Origin of the sequence: Clostridium sp. (assembly GCF_018372875.1) — a bacterium.
Lineage (GTDB): Bacteria > Bacillota > Clostridia > Clostridiales > Clostridiaceae > Clostridium.
Genome location: NZ_JAHAIF010000015.1, coordinates 40,243 through 56,627 on the forward strand (window position 1 = coordinate 40,243; position 16,385 = coordinate 56,627).

A 16,385-nucleotide genomic window follows, 5' to 3' on the forward strand; every position below is an offset into this window, starting at 1 on the left:
TAAGTATTACATGAGACCATAGAATTAATTAAACTTAAAGTATCTTAAGCTTAACTTACCTCAATGGATACCTTATAATATTCATTGAGGTAAATTTTTTAGGAGGAATAATATGAACTTTAATATTCCTAGCAATGTAAAATTAATTATAGACACATTTTATAAGAATGGATATGAAGCTTTCATGGTAGGTGGATGTATTAGGGATTTACTTCTTAACAAAACTCCAACAGACTATGATATTGCTACTTCTGCTCCACCAGATATTACACAGAAATTATTTTTAAAAACTATTCCTACTGGAATTAAACATGGGACTATTACAGTAATTATTAATGAAATACCATATGAAGTTACTACATATAGAACAGAAGGAAAGTATATAGATAATAGACATCCTAATGAAGTAAACTTTGTTACTAATATAAAAGAAGATCTATCTAGAAGAGACTTTACTGTAAATGCATTTGCTTACAACTATAAGGCTGGTCTATTGGACTATTTTAATGGATTAAGTGATTTAGATAGTAAGCTAATAAAATGTGTGGGTGATCCAAATACCCGTTTTAATGAAGATGCTTTAAGAATGCTTAGAGCTATAAGATTTAGTGCTCAATTAAATTTTAATATTGATAAAAAAACTTATTGTAGTATAAAGAACAACTATAAACTTATAAATAACATTAGTAAAGAAAGAATTAGAGATGAACTTGAAAAAATTTTACTATGTCATAATCCTATTAATGGATTAAATTATTTAAACGAAACTAAAATTTCTTCACTTATTTTCTCAAATATAGGTGAAGTTATTCAATTAAATAAAAATCTATCACTTTTACCCAAAGACATTTGTATAAGAATTAGTGGATTATTTAGAAATACTGATCCTGATAAAGTAAAACTATTATTGAAGGACCTTAGATTTAGCAATAATGAAATAAACAAAATATATTTATTTATTAGTAACTATAAGTATATAAGTAATACTGCCTCTAAAATTGAAGTTAAAAATATTATTGCTAATGTTGGGAGAAATAACATTAATAATTTAATTAGTATGTATGAAGTCTTAGAAGAAAAAAAGTTAGATAATTTTAAAAAACACTCTAATTATATAATTTCTAATAATGATACTCTGTATATAAAAGAACTTAATATAAATGGTTCTATACTAAAAAGTAACCTTCAACTCAACTCTGGAAAAATACTTGGTGAAACCTTAAATTACTTATTAACTCTTGTTATTAATGAAACCATAAATAACGATACTACACTTCTTCTTGAAGAAGCAAAAAAATATATAAAAAAGGAGGTGGACTAGATATTTTCTAGTTCACCTCAACTAATATTTCCTTTTCTAAATAAAATGAATATAAGTAACATTCCTTTATCTTTGTCTTAGTTATTTTTTCTAAAGCTTCTTTATAATACTGAATTTGCATTTTATACTTATTTATTAACTCTTCTTCGTTACCTTGTTCAACATAGTCAGTCTTATAATCTAAAAGTATAACTTCATCTTCTTCATAAAAGAAACTATCAATAACACCTTGTAACCTAACTTTATCCCCTTCAACCTCTTTCGGTAAATCAGGATCTATTCTATGAACGTCTATTTCCGTATAGAATGGTAATTCTCTATATACTCTATCTCCCCTATTATATGCCCTTAGCATTCTTTCCCCAAGTTTACTAACAAAAAACTTCTTAATCTTATATGGACTTATTACTCTATATTCTTCCTTACTAAGTAGTTCCATATCAACAAACTCTTTTAATTGTTCTTTTATTTCTTCAACAGTGTTTACTCTACTTAAATCTACCTTCTGCATTACAAAGTGCATAGCTGTTCCCTTTTCAGCCCCTGTAAGACCTCTTTCCTCTTGTAAGAACTTAGGCTTTATATTACATATATCTTCTTTAAATAATTCTTCTGTATCTATTACAGGAATCTGTTCAAAATTCTTCTTTTTTAATTCAGAAACTGAGAAGTTACTTTTTATTAATGTAGATTCTCTAAATTTATATCTAAAATCTAATCTTCTTTCTATTTCCTTATCCACAGATGAACAATCAAAATTTATCAACAGGTTCTCTTCATTAATTTCATCCACATCAGAATTTTTTTTATCCACAATTAAATCAGATTTAGTCCATGTTTTTACACTCCATGTGGATAAGTCATCTTTTATGCTTATGTCATTTACTCCAACTAACTCTCTTAAACTTTCACCATCTCTATGCTTACATATAGACATACCAATCCAATCTAAATAAGACTTACCCTTTAATACTTCTGATGGAAGTATTATATCCTTATCCAGAGCTGCTGCATTGCAACACTTAGTTATCCACTTTTCCAATCCATTAACAGCTCCAGTTATGATTAATTTTTCCTTAGCTCTAGTAAATGCAACATAAAGAATTCTTACTTCTTCTGATAATGTTTCAAGCCGTATTCTCTGCTTTATTGCTTCTTTAGGTAAAGTTGGATAACTTACTCTCTTATCTAAATCAACAAGTTCTGGACCAAATCCTAGTTCTTCATGATATAAGATATTATTATTTAAATCCATTAAATTAAATTGCTTTCCTGATCCACATACAAATACTACTGGGAACTCAAGCCCTTTGCTTTTATGTATACTCATTATTCTAACAACATCTTCATTTTCACCTAAAACCTTAGCACTTCCCATATCCCCTGAAGACTTTCTTAACTTATTGATAAAATTGATAAAATTAAATAATCCTTTAAAACTTGTTTGTTCATATTGCTTAGCTCTTTGAAAAAGAATTCTTAAATTAGCCTGTCTTAACACTCCATTTGGCATTGCTCCAACATATCCATAATAAGCAGTATCAGTATATAGATACCATATAAATTCATCTATTGGCGTATATATAGATTTCTTTCTCCATACATTTAATCTCTCTAAAAAAATATTACACTTTTCAACAAGTTCCTTTTCACAATCAAATTCTTCATTTGATATAGATATTATATTCTCATAAAAGTATTTATCTTTATCTATTAATCTAATATTAGTAAGATCTTCAGCTGAAAAACTCATTATAGGTGATCTTAATAGAGCTATTAAAGGTATATCCTGCATAGGATTATCTATAACTTTAAGTAAAGACATTATAGTTCTTATCTCTATTGATTCAAAATATCCTGACCCTGTATCTGCATAAACTGGTATTCCCTCGGCACCAAGTTCATCTAAAAATACTTCTGACCAGTTCTTTGTAGCCCTTAATAGTATAACTATATCCTTGTAAGTTACAGGTCTGTATTCTCCTGTTCCTTTATCTAATACCTTGAACACTTTTCCATCTTTATTACTTAATAACTCTTTTATTCTGTTAGCAACAATTCTAGCCTCTAGGTTTATGGCTCCTAAATCTTCCTCTTCATCAATTAATATTTCTTCCTCAACCTCTGTTGACTTATCCAATATATTTAATTCTATTTTTCCTCCAACTACATAGTTATCCTCTTCTGCTTCCCTATAACTAGCACCTAAATTCAAAGCTTCTTCATCGGTATACTCCAGCTCACCAACAACCCTGGACATTATCTCTTTAAAGATATAATTTACACCTTTAATTACTTCATCTCTACTTCTAAAGTTTTTATAAAGTTGAATTTTTATATTTTTTCCTTGTTCTTTTGAATAAGTATTATACTTTTCAAGAAATAATTCTGGTTTTGCCTGTCTAAATCTATATATACTTTGCTTAACATCTCCAACCATAAATACATTTGGATTATCACTATACTTTCTAGATACTAAATCTATAATCGCTTCTTGAACTGCATTTGAATCTTGATATTCATCTACTAATACTTCATCAAAATATTCCTTAAAATTATCAGCAACCCCTGAGTTCTCACTAGTTAATATTTTTAAACATAAATGTTCTAAATCATTAAAATCTAAAGCTCCTCTTTCCTTTTTAGCATTAGAGAACTTATCTTGAAATTCTATCACTAAGTTAGATAGTGTTTTCATATAAGGATATGATGCTTTAACTGAATGCAACATTTCATCTGGAGTCATAGAGAATATCTCATCTCTTAACTTATTTATTTTCTTTTTAACGTCATCTCTTATAGCTTTTACTCTACTTTGAACATTCTCATCAGATACATTGGCTTTCCTTACAGTTTTTAACTTTGAAAAGCTAGCTGAAGATAATCTATTATATATATTTTCTACTCCAGTACCTAAATGTTCATAAATCATCTGTAGCATTGTTATATCATCTCTAAAGGTATCTATATAAGGTTCTAGGCCACTAGTTTCTCCACATAACTCTAATGCCTTTTCCTCCATACTAATTAATCCTTGCAACTCAATAACTAAGTTTTCTATAAATACCTTCATCCATGAACTCTTATCTAGCTCTTCAATAGTACTTATATTAAATTCTTCACTCTTGTCTCTTAACCATCTTTGAGGCCATGGTCCACTCATTGAGAATTTATATAAGTCTAATACTATATCTTTTAATTTATCATCACTTTTTGAATCACTATACGCTTCTACTAAGTCTAAAAACTCTTTATCATCATTTTCATATTTATCTTCAAATAATTCCTCTAATACTTCACTTCTTAATAACATTCCTTCTGTTTCATCTAATATTCTAAAGGCAGGGTCTAAATCAATTATATGAAAGTTATTTTTTATAACATCTAAACAAAAGGAATGCATTGTAGTTATATTAGCTCTACTTAATAATGTAAGTTGCTTTTGAAGGTTCCTTGAATTTGGAATTTTCTCTAACGCTTTTGTTATAGCTGATGCTATTCTTTCCCTCATTTCTGATGCAGCCGCACTAGTAAAGGTAACTACTAATAATCTATCTATATCTACTGGGCTCTCTTCATTTGTTATAATTCTTATTATTCTTTCAACTAATACAGCTGTTTTTCCTGAACCAGCTGCTGCTGCTATTAATAAGTTGCACTTTCTTGTCTCTATAGCCTTCTGCTGTTCTTCTGTCCACTTAGTTTCCCCCATCCTCTGAACCTCCTTTAACCTTTTCTATCATGTCATTCCATATTTCTTTATCATCTTTCTTTAAAACAAGTTTATATTTATTATCTTTTATACTAGTATCAAATTGACATATAGCTGAATAATCACAGTAATCACAATAAGCAGTTCTTTGATTCTTACATGGCTCTATTCTTATTTTCCCACTTAACATATCCTCACATAGCTCAATCATCTTAAAATTAACGTATTCTCTTAATATGTTAAATTGCTCTTCAGTAATTACTGAACTATTTGATGAAAAATCTCCATCCTTTTTAAATGTGGCTGGTATTACTAACGAATATGTCTCCATATCATTATCCATAGCTTTTACCAATTCAGCATCCTTTAAAAGTAACCCATTCATCTTTAGCTTATCTAATACTTGTTTTCTTATCTCCTCATCTTGAAGCTCTGACTTACTTTTTATAATAGGATCATCAATTTTAAAATATAATATTGCCCCTGGCATAGCTTGAGTATGAAGTATATATTGTGAATTCTTAAGAATCGCATCTAAATAAACTAATAACTGAATTTGTAATCCATAATATAATTCATTTAAATCGAATTTCTTAGAACCTGATTTATAATCTATTACTCTTATATAAGTGTTTCCATTAAGATCTAAACTATCTATTCTATCTATTCTTCCAGTGAGATATACATCTTCTCCTGAAGGTAGTTCTAGCTTAATTGGAGCTCCATCTCTTAAATTACCAAACTGAAATTCATTACTAAATATCTCAAATTGTCCTTTCCTCATTTGTTCAGCTAAAACTGATACAGACTTTGCTATAACTCTTTTAAACCTATTAGTAAAATACTTATATTTTTTACTACTATTAAGTATAGAATTGCTATCTTCAATAAGCTTTCTTTCTATTAAATCAGATACTATACTTCTACACCTTTCAGAGTTTAATTCTGACCAAGATATTCTTTCTCTCTTAACCTTATTAGTGAACTCATCCAAAATTTCATGCATAAAAGACCCTAAATCTGGAGCTGAAAATTCATATACCTTTCTATCTCTAGCTTTAAGACCATATTTTATAAAATATGAAAATGGACATTCTGCATAATTTTCTAATCTTGAAACACTAAATAATAACCTACCATCTTTTATGCTATATAACTTCTTAAGCTTTTCTCTAGCTACTACTTCTCCATCATTAGAATATTTTAACCCTTCAAGTATATTTCCTGACTTATTATAGAACTCTTCCTTATCTTTATACCAACAATATACATCTTTCCAATAAGCCTCTACCTCTTCATTCTCATAGTTTCTTCTTAAGGCTAATATTAATTCATTAAATGTTGGTATTGGAGCAGTAACTTTACTATACTTATCTGCTTTTTCCTTTAAATTAAATAAATCACTTTCTTCTACTAACTTAGGAAAAATCCTCTTTAATCTTGGTATTACAATAGATGATCTCAATGACTTTCCTTCAAAGTCAGCCATAGGATAACTTATCATTAAGTAGTCACTAGCTAAGGTTAATGCAGTGTATACCATATACTGTTCTTCAAAGACTTTGGCCCTAGTACTTGATGATAATTCTATGCCATTTTCTTTAAGTAAATCTCTATCCCTATCAGATAAAATACCTTCATCCTTATTTGCTGCTGGTAATATCCCGTCATTAACTCCAACTATAAATAGTACTTTTACATTTCTACCCTTTATTCTTGCTATATCTCCTATATTTACTTGATCTAATGCTATTGGTATTATCCCTATCTCTTTATTTTGAAAACCTGCATTTAAGATCTTATAGAATTCATTTATTGTAATTAAATCGTTCCCTATAACATCAACTGCCTGATCTAATATATCTATCACTATTTCTGATACTTGTTGGTACTCCATAACCTTACCTTGCATACCATATTCATCAAATTCACTTATCCATTCTTCTATCCTATTAAAACAATTTAGTTCAACTAAGAACTCGTAAATAGCAGTACATATTGCTTTTACACTCTTATTGCTTCTTATTTTAGAATGTAGGTTAATTAATGGTTCTCTAACCTTAATCATAACTTTTATAGGATCTATTTCATCATTATCTTCTTCTGATATACTTAATTCATTTGTCCACTTAAATCCCTTTATCCCATTAGCAAGCACATAGTTTTCTAAAATATCTATTTCATGTCTATCAATGTTAACTAAACCACTCTTCAGATATTTAAATACACTTTCATATGACCAATTTCTGATCATAACTTCTATTGATGATAATATAAGAACGATTAATGGATTGCTTAATATATCAATCTTTTTATCTAAGAAAAATGGTATATCATATTCATTAAATATAACTGCAGCTATTTTTTCATAATCATCTATATTTCTACACACAACTGAAATATCTCTAAATCTATATCCCTTATCTCTTACAAAGCTTAATATTTCCTTTGCTACATTCTCAACTTCATCATAAGAATTATTTGCTTTATACAAACGTATAGTATTTACATCTTGCTTATAACCTTTAAACGGATACGTAAAAAAATACTTTTCAAGGTGCTTTAACTCATCATTATATTTAAACCTATTATTTTTATTATTATTTAAATTAACTGGCTTTTCATATCCTATATGTTCATCCCTCATCATATTAAGTATTCTTAATTCTGTTGTTTTTAATGAATTAAATATATCAGTTACTTCACTACCATCACCACTGCTAACTTCATCCATACAAAGAGCTATATTTACCCCTTTACACCTTTTAGCTAATACTTTTATTACCTCCATCTGCTGAGGAGTAAATGTAGTAAATTCATCTATCCATATCTCTGCGTCATCATATAACCCACAACTACTTAACTTATTCGCTAAGTATGTTAACTCATCATCAGTATCAATTAAGTTTTCTGAAATACTTAAGTCAAATTTCTCAAATATATTAGCTAAATCTGTTAACTTTGATTGTAATTCCTCATCATCTACCTTGGTTATTCCTTCTCTTAATACACCTGGAGTAACATTATACTTCTTAAATTCAGTTATTGTATCTGATATTATATCTGTAAACCCCTGCTCTTTCGAAATTCTATTAAAATATTGAAGGTCTTCTTCACTTTCTTGCAATATTTTATGAATAAGCATGCTTTTTCCAGAATCCCTCATTCTGCCATGAACTCTTCCACCACATTCTTCGAAAACTCTTTGAGCCATAGTTTTAAAACTTAAAACTTGAGCTCTTAATAAACCTTCTTCACCTACATCTTTTAATAACATAGTTTCTCTTTGAAATGTATATTGTTCAGGTACTAAGTAAATTAATCTATTACTATTATTATCATTTAGCCTATTCTTTATTGAATTTAAACAATATGTACTTTTTCCGCTTCCTGCCCTGCCATAAATAAATCTTATTCCCATACTTTTTACTCCTATAAGAATTTAATCTCTTCTTTTTAATACTTTCCCTATATTTCTATTTTATAAGTATTATAAATATAAAAAAAGAGTATCTTTGTTAGATACTCTAATTAACTTCTTCTAAATCTATACCATACTCATTTTTATACGCTTCTTTTAATAATTTAACTTGCTCATCAGTACTTATTTTTAAATCATATATTGTCTTTGAAAGCTTGGCTATAGGTTCAGTATTAATAGATTGCGTATAAACAGATAATGAATATGGTCTTTCTAAATATACTATTCCTGTATCATGTGTATATTCGTTATAATTTCCTACTTTATGAGCTACTACCTTATAAGGTATATACTTATCTAATCTATCATGAAAGATAGTATTTTTCATGTATTCTATTATAGTGTCATAAAGTGGATTATTATCTGGATTATCATATAATCTCTTCAATATTATCCCTTGTTGTTTTGCTGTTAAATTATTTATTTCATCATTTCTAGGCTCACCAGTTATTCTTAATACATACGAACTTATTGGTTCACAGGTCTTTTTTAACATCTGTGTAGCTATATTATCAGAATAAATTATAGCTAATTCAATAAGCTTAGAAACCTCTACCTCTGTTTTACCAGCAAGCACATAATCTTGAAGTATCCCAGCTCCTCCTTCATATTCTTCAGATGTATAAAGTACTGTATCAGTTTCTTTTAATTCTCCTCTCTGTATTGTATCTGCAACATTCATAACAAGTGCCACTTTAATTGTACTTGCTGCAGTGAAATATTTATTTTCATTGTAAGCTATAACTTGTCCACTTATTAAATCCTCATAATAAACTCCATAACTATTCGATTCATTTACCATATTATTTATAGCTTCCTCTATAGCATAATTTTCATTATCATATATTCCTTTAATTTGTTTATTTAACTCTATTATTTTTTCATTCTTAACTTTTAATTTTTCTCGTTCAGCTGCCTTTGTTGTAATTACATTAGATACCCAAGTAAATCCAACGCTAGAAATTATGATAATCATCATAATTACTATAGCCACTTTCTTCTTCTTTACATTATTCTTTATTTCACCTCTCATTTTATCCCCCTAAAGTTTATCAATACAATATAAATTGTAACATATATAATTTTATGAACAAATAAAATTTGTTACCTTTTTGTAATATTTTTAATATAAAAAAAAAGCATCTAACTTTTGTTAGATGCCTTTTGGCGGAGAATCCGGGATTTGAACCCGGGCGCCAGTTGCCCAGCCTACGCCCTTAGCAGGGGCGCCTCTTCAGCCACTTGAGTAATTCTCCATGTGCCTTCTATATAAAAATATAATGGCGGAGAGACAGGGATTCGAACCCTGGGTACCCGTGAAGGTACGCCGGTTTTCAAGACCGGTGCCTTAAACCAACTCGACCATCTCTCCATAACTTACAGATGCTATTATATCAACCATACAATATATTGTCAACAGATTATTTAAAATTAAATTATATTTTTATAGATTATTTTAAAATAATTAATTTATATTATATAATAAAGTATCTTTTATTAGGAGGTAAAGTATGACTTTATTTGTTTCAGACTTAGATGGTACTTTATTGAATAATTCTGCTGAAGTATCTAAAGAAAGTGCTATTTTATTAAATAAATCAATAGAAAGTGGTATTAATTTTACTATTGCAACTGCAAGAACTCCAGCGACTATTGTTAATATACTAAAAGATATTAATATAAAGCTTCCCATAATAACTATGAATGGTTCTGCAATATATGATATAAAAAATAATAAATATTTAAACTTCACTTCTTTACCAAAGGAAAAAGGGTTAGAAGTATATCAACTAATAAAATCTTTTAATATTAATGCTTTTGTTTATACTATTAATAATAATCACCTTTACGTATATTATGATAAACTTACACATCCTTACCAGTTAGAATTTTATAATTCAAGAAAAGCAACTAAATATAAAACCTTTATCCAGGGAGAATTAAATCCAAATTTTGATGTTTTATATTTTACAATCATGGACTATGAAGATAAAATTATCACATTATATGAAAAATTAAAATTACTTAATGACTTATATATTGTTAAATATAGAGATACCTACAATAAGGATATAGTTAATCTAGAGATATATGATATAAAATCTTCAAAAGCAAATGCTATTAGAATAATAAAAGATAAATATAATTTTGAAAACTTAATAACCTTTGGCGATAATTTAAATGATATTCCTATGTTTAATATATCTGATGAATGTTATGCTATTGGAAATGCTGTACAAGATCTAAAAGATATTTCAACTGAAGTAATTGGAAAGAATACAGATAACTCTGTTGCAAAGTTCATTTACGAATGTATTTAGAAATAAAAAAACCTCAACAATTTGTTGAGGTTTTTTGTGGCGGAGAGACAGGGATTCGAACCCTGGGTACCCGTGAAGGTACGCCGGTTTTCAAGACCGGTGCCTTAAACCAACTCGACCATCTCTCCATATCACGAATTGTATTATACCAAGTTTTTATATAGTATGTCAACAAAAAAAATAACTTTTTTTATTTAAAATATAAAAGAAGGCTAGTTATCCATTGATAACTAGCCTAAATTATTACTTTATAACAGTCATTCCACCCATATATGGTTGTAATGCTTTTGGAATATTTACAGATCCATCTTCATTTAAATTATTTTCTAAGAATGCTATTAACATTCTAGGTGGTGCAACTACAGTATTATTTAATGTATGAGCGAAGTACTTACCATCCTTACCATTTACACGTATCTTTAATCTACGAGCTTGTGCATCTCCTAAATTAGAGCAACTTCCAACTTCAAAGTACTTCTTTTGTCTTGGTGACCAAGCCTCTACATCTATAGACTTAACTTTTAGATCTGCTAGATCTCCTGAACAACATTCTAAAGTTCTTACTGGTATATCTAAAGTTCTAAATAAATCAACTGTATTTTTCCATAACTTATCGAACCACATCTTACTTTCATCTGGATGACATACAACTATCATTTCTTGTTTTTCAAACTGGTGAATTCTATATATACCTCTTTCTTCTATTCCATGTGCTCCCTTTTCTTTTCTAAAGCAAGGTGAATAACTAGTTAAAGTTTGAGGTAATGATTCCTCTGGTAATATTGTATCTATGTACTTACCAATCATTGAATGTTCACTTGTACCTATTAAATATAAATCTTCACCTTCAATTTTATACATCATTGCATCCATTTCAGCAAAGCTCATTACTCCAGTAACCACATTACTTCTTATCATAAATGGAGGTATACAGTATGTGAATCCTCTATCTATCATGAAGTCTCTTGCATATGAGATAATAGCTGAATGAAGTCTAGCGACATTTCCCATAAGGTAGTAGAACCCATTCCCAGCAACCTTTCTTGCACTATCTAAATCTATTCCCTTTAACTTTTCAATTATATCTGTATGATATGGAATTTCAAATTCAGGTACAACTGGATCTCCAAAAATCTCTAACTCAACATTTTCGCTATCATCTTTTCCTATTGGAACAGTTGGGTCAATAATATTAGGTAAAACCATCATAATATCATTAATCTTCTTATCTAATTCTGATTCTTTTTCTTCTAATTGTGCTAAACGCTCAGATTGAGCTGTAACTTGCTTCTTTATTTCTTCAGCTTCCTCTTTCTTACCTTGCCCCATTAAAGCACCAATTTGCTTTGATATCTTATTTCTTGATGCTCTTAATTCATCAGCTTCTGTTTTTGTCTTTCTATTTTCAATATCTAAAGCTATAACTTCATCTACTAATGGAAGTTTGCTATCTTGAAACTTATTTTGAATATTCTTTTTTACAACTTCAGGATTTTCTCTTACAAATTTTAATTCTAACATTTATTAAATTCCTCCTACATATTAATTTACATATAAAAAAGAGTCCATTCATCCCTTGAAAAGGGACGAAAGACTCCGCGTTGCCACCCTAATTGATAGAAGTATCTATCCACTTAAATAATTTAACGATTTCCCGTACTGCTCATCACAGTCCCTCTAAGGTGGATTCATAATAATTAAATATCAGTTTACACCATCCACTGACTCTCTAAAATTGCAATTATTATTACTAGCCTCTTCATAGGTTTAATATTAAATTATAATATATCATTACTATATTATAACTTATTGTTTCTTGTCAATATTTAACTAAATATTATTATCTATATTCTTTGTACAAATTATATCTATACCTGTATTAAGTATATTTTTACATATAATATCACCAGCTTTAGTTGAACTTCCAACATATATTCTACCTAGTACCTTAGAAAATTCAACAAAATCACTTCTATCTACTTCTTTATTACTTTTTACAGATATAACACGATTTCTTTCATCGCCCTTTATCCTTACTATACTTGTAAATGTCTCTTTCATACTATCCCCCTAAACACCATTAAATTCCTTAATTCTACTAGGCCATAATTGGGAATTCTTTGAATCTTCTACTACATCACTAGGTCTTTTATTCATTTCCCTTGCTAAAATACTTAATATTTTTCTATCACAATACGAACCATAACAACTTCCAAGGCCAGCACCAGTCCTTCTCTTTATTCCCTCTATAGTTCTTGCACCCAATGGTCTTCTTATGCAATCAACTATTTCTCCTTCAGATACCTGATTACAAATACATACTATATTTCCATATCTCTTATCTAGCGAAATTATTTCATTCCTTTGATCTTTATTCATTTCCCTAAATCTATATACTTCTCTCCTCTTATCAACAAAGTTCTTTTTATAAGTAGCTTTCATATTATTTGCTATAGTATAGCTCATTGTTTTAGCTATAGCAGGTGCAATTGTAATTTTCCCATAGTGAGTTCCCGTTATACTTATATACCCCATATCAATTTTACTATCATCAATATACATTAGGTTTTTATTACACTCTTCATTAAATATGTTACTTATATTATTTCTTCTAACCTCTGGAAATACCTTATTAGCATATTTTATTCCATCTTCTACAGTTAATTGATGAGAACTTTTAATTCCAATAATATAGCCATTAGATAGGTTAGGTATATTTAAAACAAACTTATCTTCATCTATTGTATTAATAATAACTTTACTTAGTTCATTACCATCATCCCCATCTACTACTAAATAAGTTGTGTTATTCATTATTTCATGTTTATTTATTTCTTCATCATCTATCATGTATTTCTTATTTGGAATAGTATTAATTACAACCTTACATGTAAATTTATTTTTACTTGTAGTTACTTTAAATCCCTTTGATATGCTCTTTATATCTAGTACCTTCTCTTCAAATCGAAAATTTACTCCGTTATCTGCTGCTACCTCTCCATATGCTATAGCTAAATCATAGGGTGCTATTATCGCTACATTTTCTGAGTATAATGATTTTTTTACATCATATTTTATATTAGCCTCTATATCATATACATCTGAGCTATCAATTAAATGTACATTTTCTATTCCCCTCTTTTTAGCCCTATCATACATATTAATTATATCTTTTATACCTTTTTCATCAGATGCTATTCTTAAAGCTCCAACCTTCTTATAGGCAACATTAAATTTGGAACATGCCTCTTCAATTAGCTTACTTCCATTTTTCTCAAGGGATGACATTAATTCATTTGATGTCTCTGAACCATCATAAACCACTGATGTATTCACAAATGAGATATCATCGACTATATCATAATCTTTTTCTATTAATGCAATATTCAAATTATACTTTGACATTTCATAAGCAACAGAACATCCTAGTATTCCACCACCTAAAATTAATACATCATAATCCATTAAATATTATTCCTCCACCCTATTTAATTAAAAAACCTCTTTTATTTAGTTCATCTAATATTAAATTAATATTGTCCTGTGTATCAGCAGATATAGTATGTAAATGTATTCCATTTGTTAATATAGATAACATCTTTGCACTACTATCATTATATTTTTTTATAAAGTTCTCTAAATCATTTAGGTTTTTTATCATTAACATTCCTTTTATCTCTCCATATAGAGGGTGCTCTACAATAACATCTTCCACAACCCCTCCATACTTAATTATAGCTCCTAATTCATACTCTAAGTCATCTTCTTTATGGTTAACAGCAACTATAACTGTAATCTTATTAAATTTATCCCCACCTACCATATATCCATCTGGTGTTGCTATAATATTTTCTCCTCTTGCTCTTAATAAGGCTATATCCTTAACGATTATTTGTCTTGTTACATTATATTTTTTTGCTAAACTACTTCCTTTAACTGGTTCATTTAAGTTTACTAACATTTTTATAATGTCGTTTCGTCTCTCATTAGAATTCATCTATATCCCCCTATCTTAATTATTATCATCACACTCTTTTATAATATTTAAATAAATATTAGATCCTACATTTTTATAATGATGTTTTTCTATAGCCTCTAAAAATTCTCTATCATATATTCCATTTGATTTCTTTAAAATATTAATAGATTTCTTAGGATGATTATAATATAAATCTATCTTTTTATTATTACTATATTTTATAAGATTCCCATTCATAAACTTATCTAAGATAACTAAAGCTGATTTATCAATTACATTCAATTTATGTTCACTCTTCCCTATATCATGTAATAAAGCTATCTTAGCTAGTTTTTTTTCATCTATATTAGTTTTATTTGAATATATATTTAATGCATCTTTACAAACTCTTATAGAATGATGCTTATCCGATGTACCTAGCTTATTAAATAAACATTTTTCTTCCTTACTTAAATATTTATTTAATATTTCTTCATTAATAGGTATAAATGGTGCTGTAATAGCCCATAGAAATTGTTTTACTCTATATAACATAATAACATATACCTCTCACTTAAACTTATGCACGTAATAATGATATCACTATCAATATCTACTATCAATTATCTCACAATATTTGATATATAAACAAAAAAGGCCATTATTTAATTAAAAATTTAAATAATAACGCTTTTATGTAACGCAATAAGTTCAAGTATTAATTTTTTTATCTTATTGCGATACTACTTCATTCTTAATGTCTTTTACGAACTTTAATTTTATAAGAATACTACATACTATAAAAAAACTTATGCCTTTTCATATGATAAACTACAATATAAAGTGCAACACTAATTAAGCATAAAAAATAACCCATCAGGGCACGTTCAATAATTGACTAGAAAACCACTTTAAAGTACATGACTGAATCAGTTACAAACATATTACTATAAATTAACGTTGCTATTTATATTTAGTATGGAATGTATCTAAATAGCTAAGGAGCTTAATAAAAACAAATCTACTATTTCAAGAGAAATTAATATAAATATAATTAATGGTAAATATAGCCCTCATATTACCCAATATAATTACAAGGCTATAAGAATAAAAAGCTATCCATATAGCAAGAATACTGATGTCTCATTAATTAACCATTAGTCACCAAATCAGTTTTCTGATCGTATTATACTTTATATATCTAATAAAAAAATTGTATTTAGTAATATCTATAATTAGTTATATATGGTATATTAAATAAATTCTCCATTGAGCTGCTATGCAGAAAAAATTATAAAAAGAATAGCCATAGATCGTTAGGAAGTTACCCAAAAAGAAGTTGATATTGTTAAAGGTTATGCTAACAATATACCAAGAAAGTATCTTAGATATGAGACCCATTTAGAAGTATTTAACAAAAAACAAGCTAATTGTTACACTTAGCCTAAGAATTTATCATAAAAAAAAAGGAATTACTTTTGTAATTCCTTTTATGGTGGAGATAAAGAGATTCGAACTCTTGACCCCCTGCGTGCAAGGCAGGTGCTCTCCCAACTGAGCTATACCCCCAAAAATGGTGGACCTTCAGGGAC

Annotated in this window: 10 protein-coding genes, 4 tRNA genes and 1 other annotated feature; of the genes, 2 read left to right on the top strand and 12 right to left on the bottom strand. The window is 28.3% G+C overall.

All coding sequences use genetic code 11. The features are described from left to right. Nucleotides 1-112: 112 nt before the first annotated feature. A complete protein-coding gene (locus KIB46_RS06960; RefSeq protein WP_291671270.1) occupies nt 113-1,321 on the top strand; it encodes a CCA tRNA nucleotidyltransferase in 1,209 nt (402 codons plus the stop codon). A gap of 7 nt (nt 1,322-1,328) precedes the next feature. On the opposite strand, the gene addA is transcribed toward KIB46_RS06960, so the two are convergent. The 5 genes from addA to KIB46_RS06985 all read right to left on the bottom strand — a co-directional run bounded on the left by addA (nt 1,329) and on the right by KIB46_RS06985 (nt 9,886). Next, a complete protein-coding gene (gene addA / locus KIB46_RS06965; RefSeq protein ID WP_291671271.1) occupies nt 1,329-5,033 on the bottom strand; it encodes a helicase-exonuclease AddAB subunit AddA in 3,705 nt (1,234 codons plus the stop codon). After that, nucleotides 5,020-8,454: a helicase-exonuclease AddAB subunit AddB gene (addB, locus tag KIB46_RS06970; protein WP_291671272.1), complete on the bottom strand. Its 3,435-nt coding sequence runs from the start codon at nt 8,452-8,454 to the stop codon at nt 5,020-5,022. Before addB ends, addA begins: the two co-directional genes overlap by 14 nt. 106 nt (nt 8,455-8,560) lie before the next feature. Further along, on the bottom strand, nt 8,561-9,547 hold the full coding sequence (locus KIB46_RS06975) for a serine hydrolase (RefSeq protein ID WP_291671273.1): 987 nt from the start codon (nt 9,545-9,547) through the stop codon (nt 8,561-8,563). A 132-nt stretch (nt 9,548-9,679) separates the two neighbouring features. Continuing rightward, nucleotides 9,680-9,770 (bottom strand) — tRNA-Ser (locus KIB46_RS06980). Nucleotides 9,771-9,795: 25 nt separating this feature from the next. Beyond that, nucleotides 9,796-9,886 (bottom strand) — tRNA-Ser (locus KIB46_RS06985). 139 nt (nt 9,887-10,025) lie between these two features. Here KIB46_RS06985 and KIB46_RS06990 point away from each other — a divergent pair. Further along, nucleotides 10,026-10,835, top strand: coding sequence for an HAD-IIB family hydrolase (locus KIB46_RS06990; protein ID WP_291671274.1), 810 nt, complete (start codon nt 10,026-10,028; stop codon nt 10,833-10,835). A 37-nt stretch (nt 10,836-10,872) separates the two neighbouring features. Here KIB46_RS06990 and KIB46_RS06995 read toward each other — a convergent pair. The 7 genes from KIB46_RS06995 to KIB46_RS07025 all read right to left on the bottom strand — a co-directional run bounded on the left by KIB46_RS06995 (nt 10,873) and on the right by KIB46_RS07025 (nt 16,362). Beyond that, a tRNA-Ser gene (locus KIB46_RS06995) sits at nt 10,873-10,963 on the bottom strand. 115 nt (nt 10,964-11,078) lie between these two features. Further along, nucleotides 11,079-12,356, bottom strand: a complete 1,278-nt coding sequence (serS, locus tag KIB46_RS07000) for a serine--tRNA ligase (protein ID WP_156558613.1) — start codon at nt 12,354-12,356, stop codon at nt 11,079-11,081. A 58-nt stretch (nt 12,357-12,414) separates the two neighbouring features. Then, nucleotides 12,415-12,607 (bottom strand) — a binding site (T-box leader). Nucleotides 12,608-12,665: 58 nt separating this feature from the next. After that, nucleotides 12,666-12,896, bottom strand: a complete 231-nt coding sequence (locus KIB46_RS07005; RefSeq protein ID WP_156558612.1) for a DUF1667 domain-containing protein — start codon at nt 12,894-12,896, stop codon at nt 12,666-12,668. Between the two features lie 9 nt (nt 12,897-12,905). After that, nucleotides 12,906-14,300, bottom strand: coding sequence for an FAD-dependent oxidoreductase (locus KIB46_RS07010; RefSeq protein ID WP_291671275.1), 1,395 nt, complete (start codon nt 14,298-14,300; stop codon nt 12,906-12,908). A gap of 19 nt (nt 14,301-14,319) precedes the next feature. After that, complete coding sequence (locus KIB46_RS07015; protein WP_156558610.1) at nt 14,320-14,832, bottom strand: transcription repressor NadR; 513 nt, start codon at nt 14,830-14,832, stop codon at nt 14,320-14,322. 15 nt (nt 14,833-14,847) lie between these two features. Then, a complete protein-coding gene (locus tag KIB46_RS07020) occupies nt 14,848-15,348 on the bottom strand; it encodes an HD domain-containing protein (protein ID WP_291671276.1) in 501 nt (166 codons plus the stop codon). Between the two features lie 938 nt (nt 15,349-16,286). After that, nucleotides 16,287-16,362 (bottom strand) — tRNA-Ala (locus tag KIB46_RS07025). Nucleotides 16,363-16,385: the final 23 nt, after the last annotated feature.

Coding starts and splice junctions, on each gene's coding strand:
- addA (WP_291671271.1), bottom strand. CDS start 5,033: ATGGGGGAAACTAAGTGGACAGAAGAACAGCAGAAGGCTATAGAGACA.
- serS (WP_156558613.1), bottom strand. CDS start 12,356: ATGTTAGAATTAAAATTTGTAAGAGAAAATCCTGAAGTTGTAAAAAAG.
- KIB46_RS06975 (WP_291671273.1), bottom strand. CDS start 9,547: ATGAGAGGTGAAATAAAGAATAATGTAAAGAAGAAGAAAGTGGCTATA.
- addB (WP_291671272.1), bottom strand. CDS start 8,454: ATGGGAATAAGATTTATTTATGGCAGGGCAGGAAGCGGAAAAAGTACA.
- KIB46_RS07015 (WP_156558610.1), bottom strand. CDS start 14,832: ATGAATTCTAATGAGAGACGAAACGACATTATAAAAATGTTAGTAAAC.
- KIB46_RS06990 (WP_291671274.1), top strand. CDS start 10,026: ATGACTTTATTTGTTTCAGACTTAGATGGTACTTTATTGAATAATTCT.
- KIB46_RS06960 (WP_291671270.1), top strand. CDS start 113: ATGAACTTTAATATTCCTAGCAATGTAAAATTAATTATAGACACATTT.
- KIB46_RS07010 (WP_291671275.1), bottom strand. CDS start 14,300: ATGGATTATGATGTATTAATTTTAGGTGGTGGAATACTAGGATGTTCT.
- KIB46_RS07005 (WP_156558612.1), bottom strand. CDS start 12,896: ATGAAAGAGACATTTACAAGTATAGTAAGGATAAAGGGCGATGAAAGA.
- KIB46_RS07020 (WP_291671276.1), bottom strand. CDS start 15,348: ATGTTATATAGAGTAAAACAATTTCTATGGGCTATTACAGCACCATTT.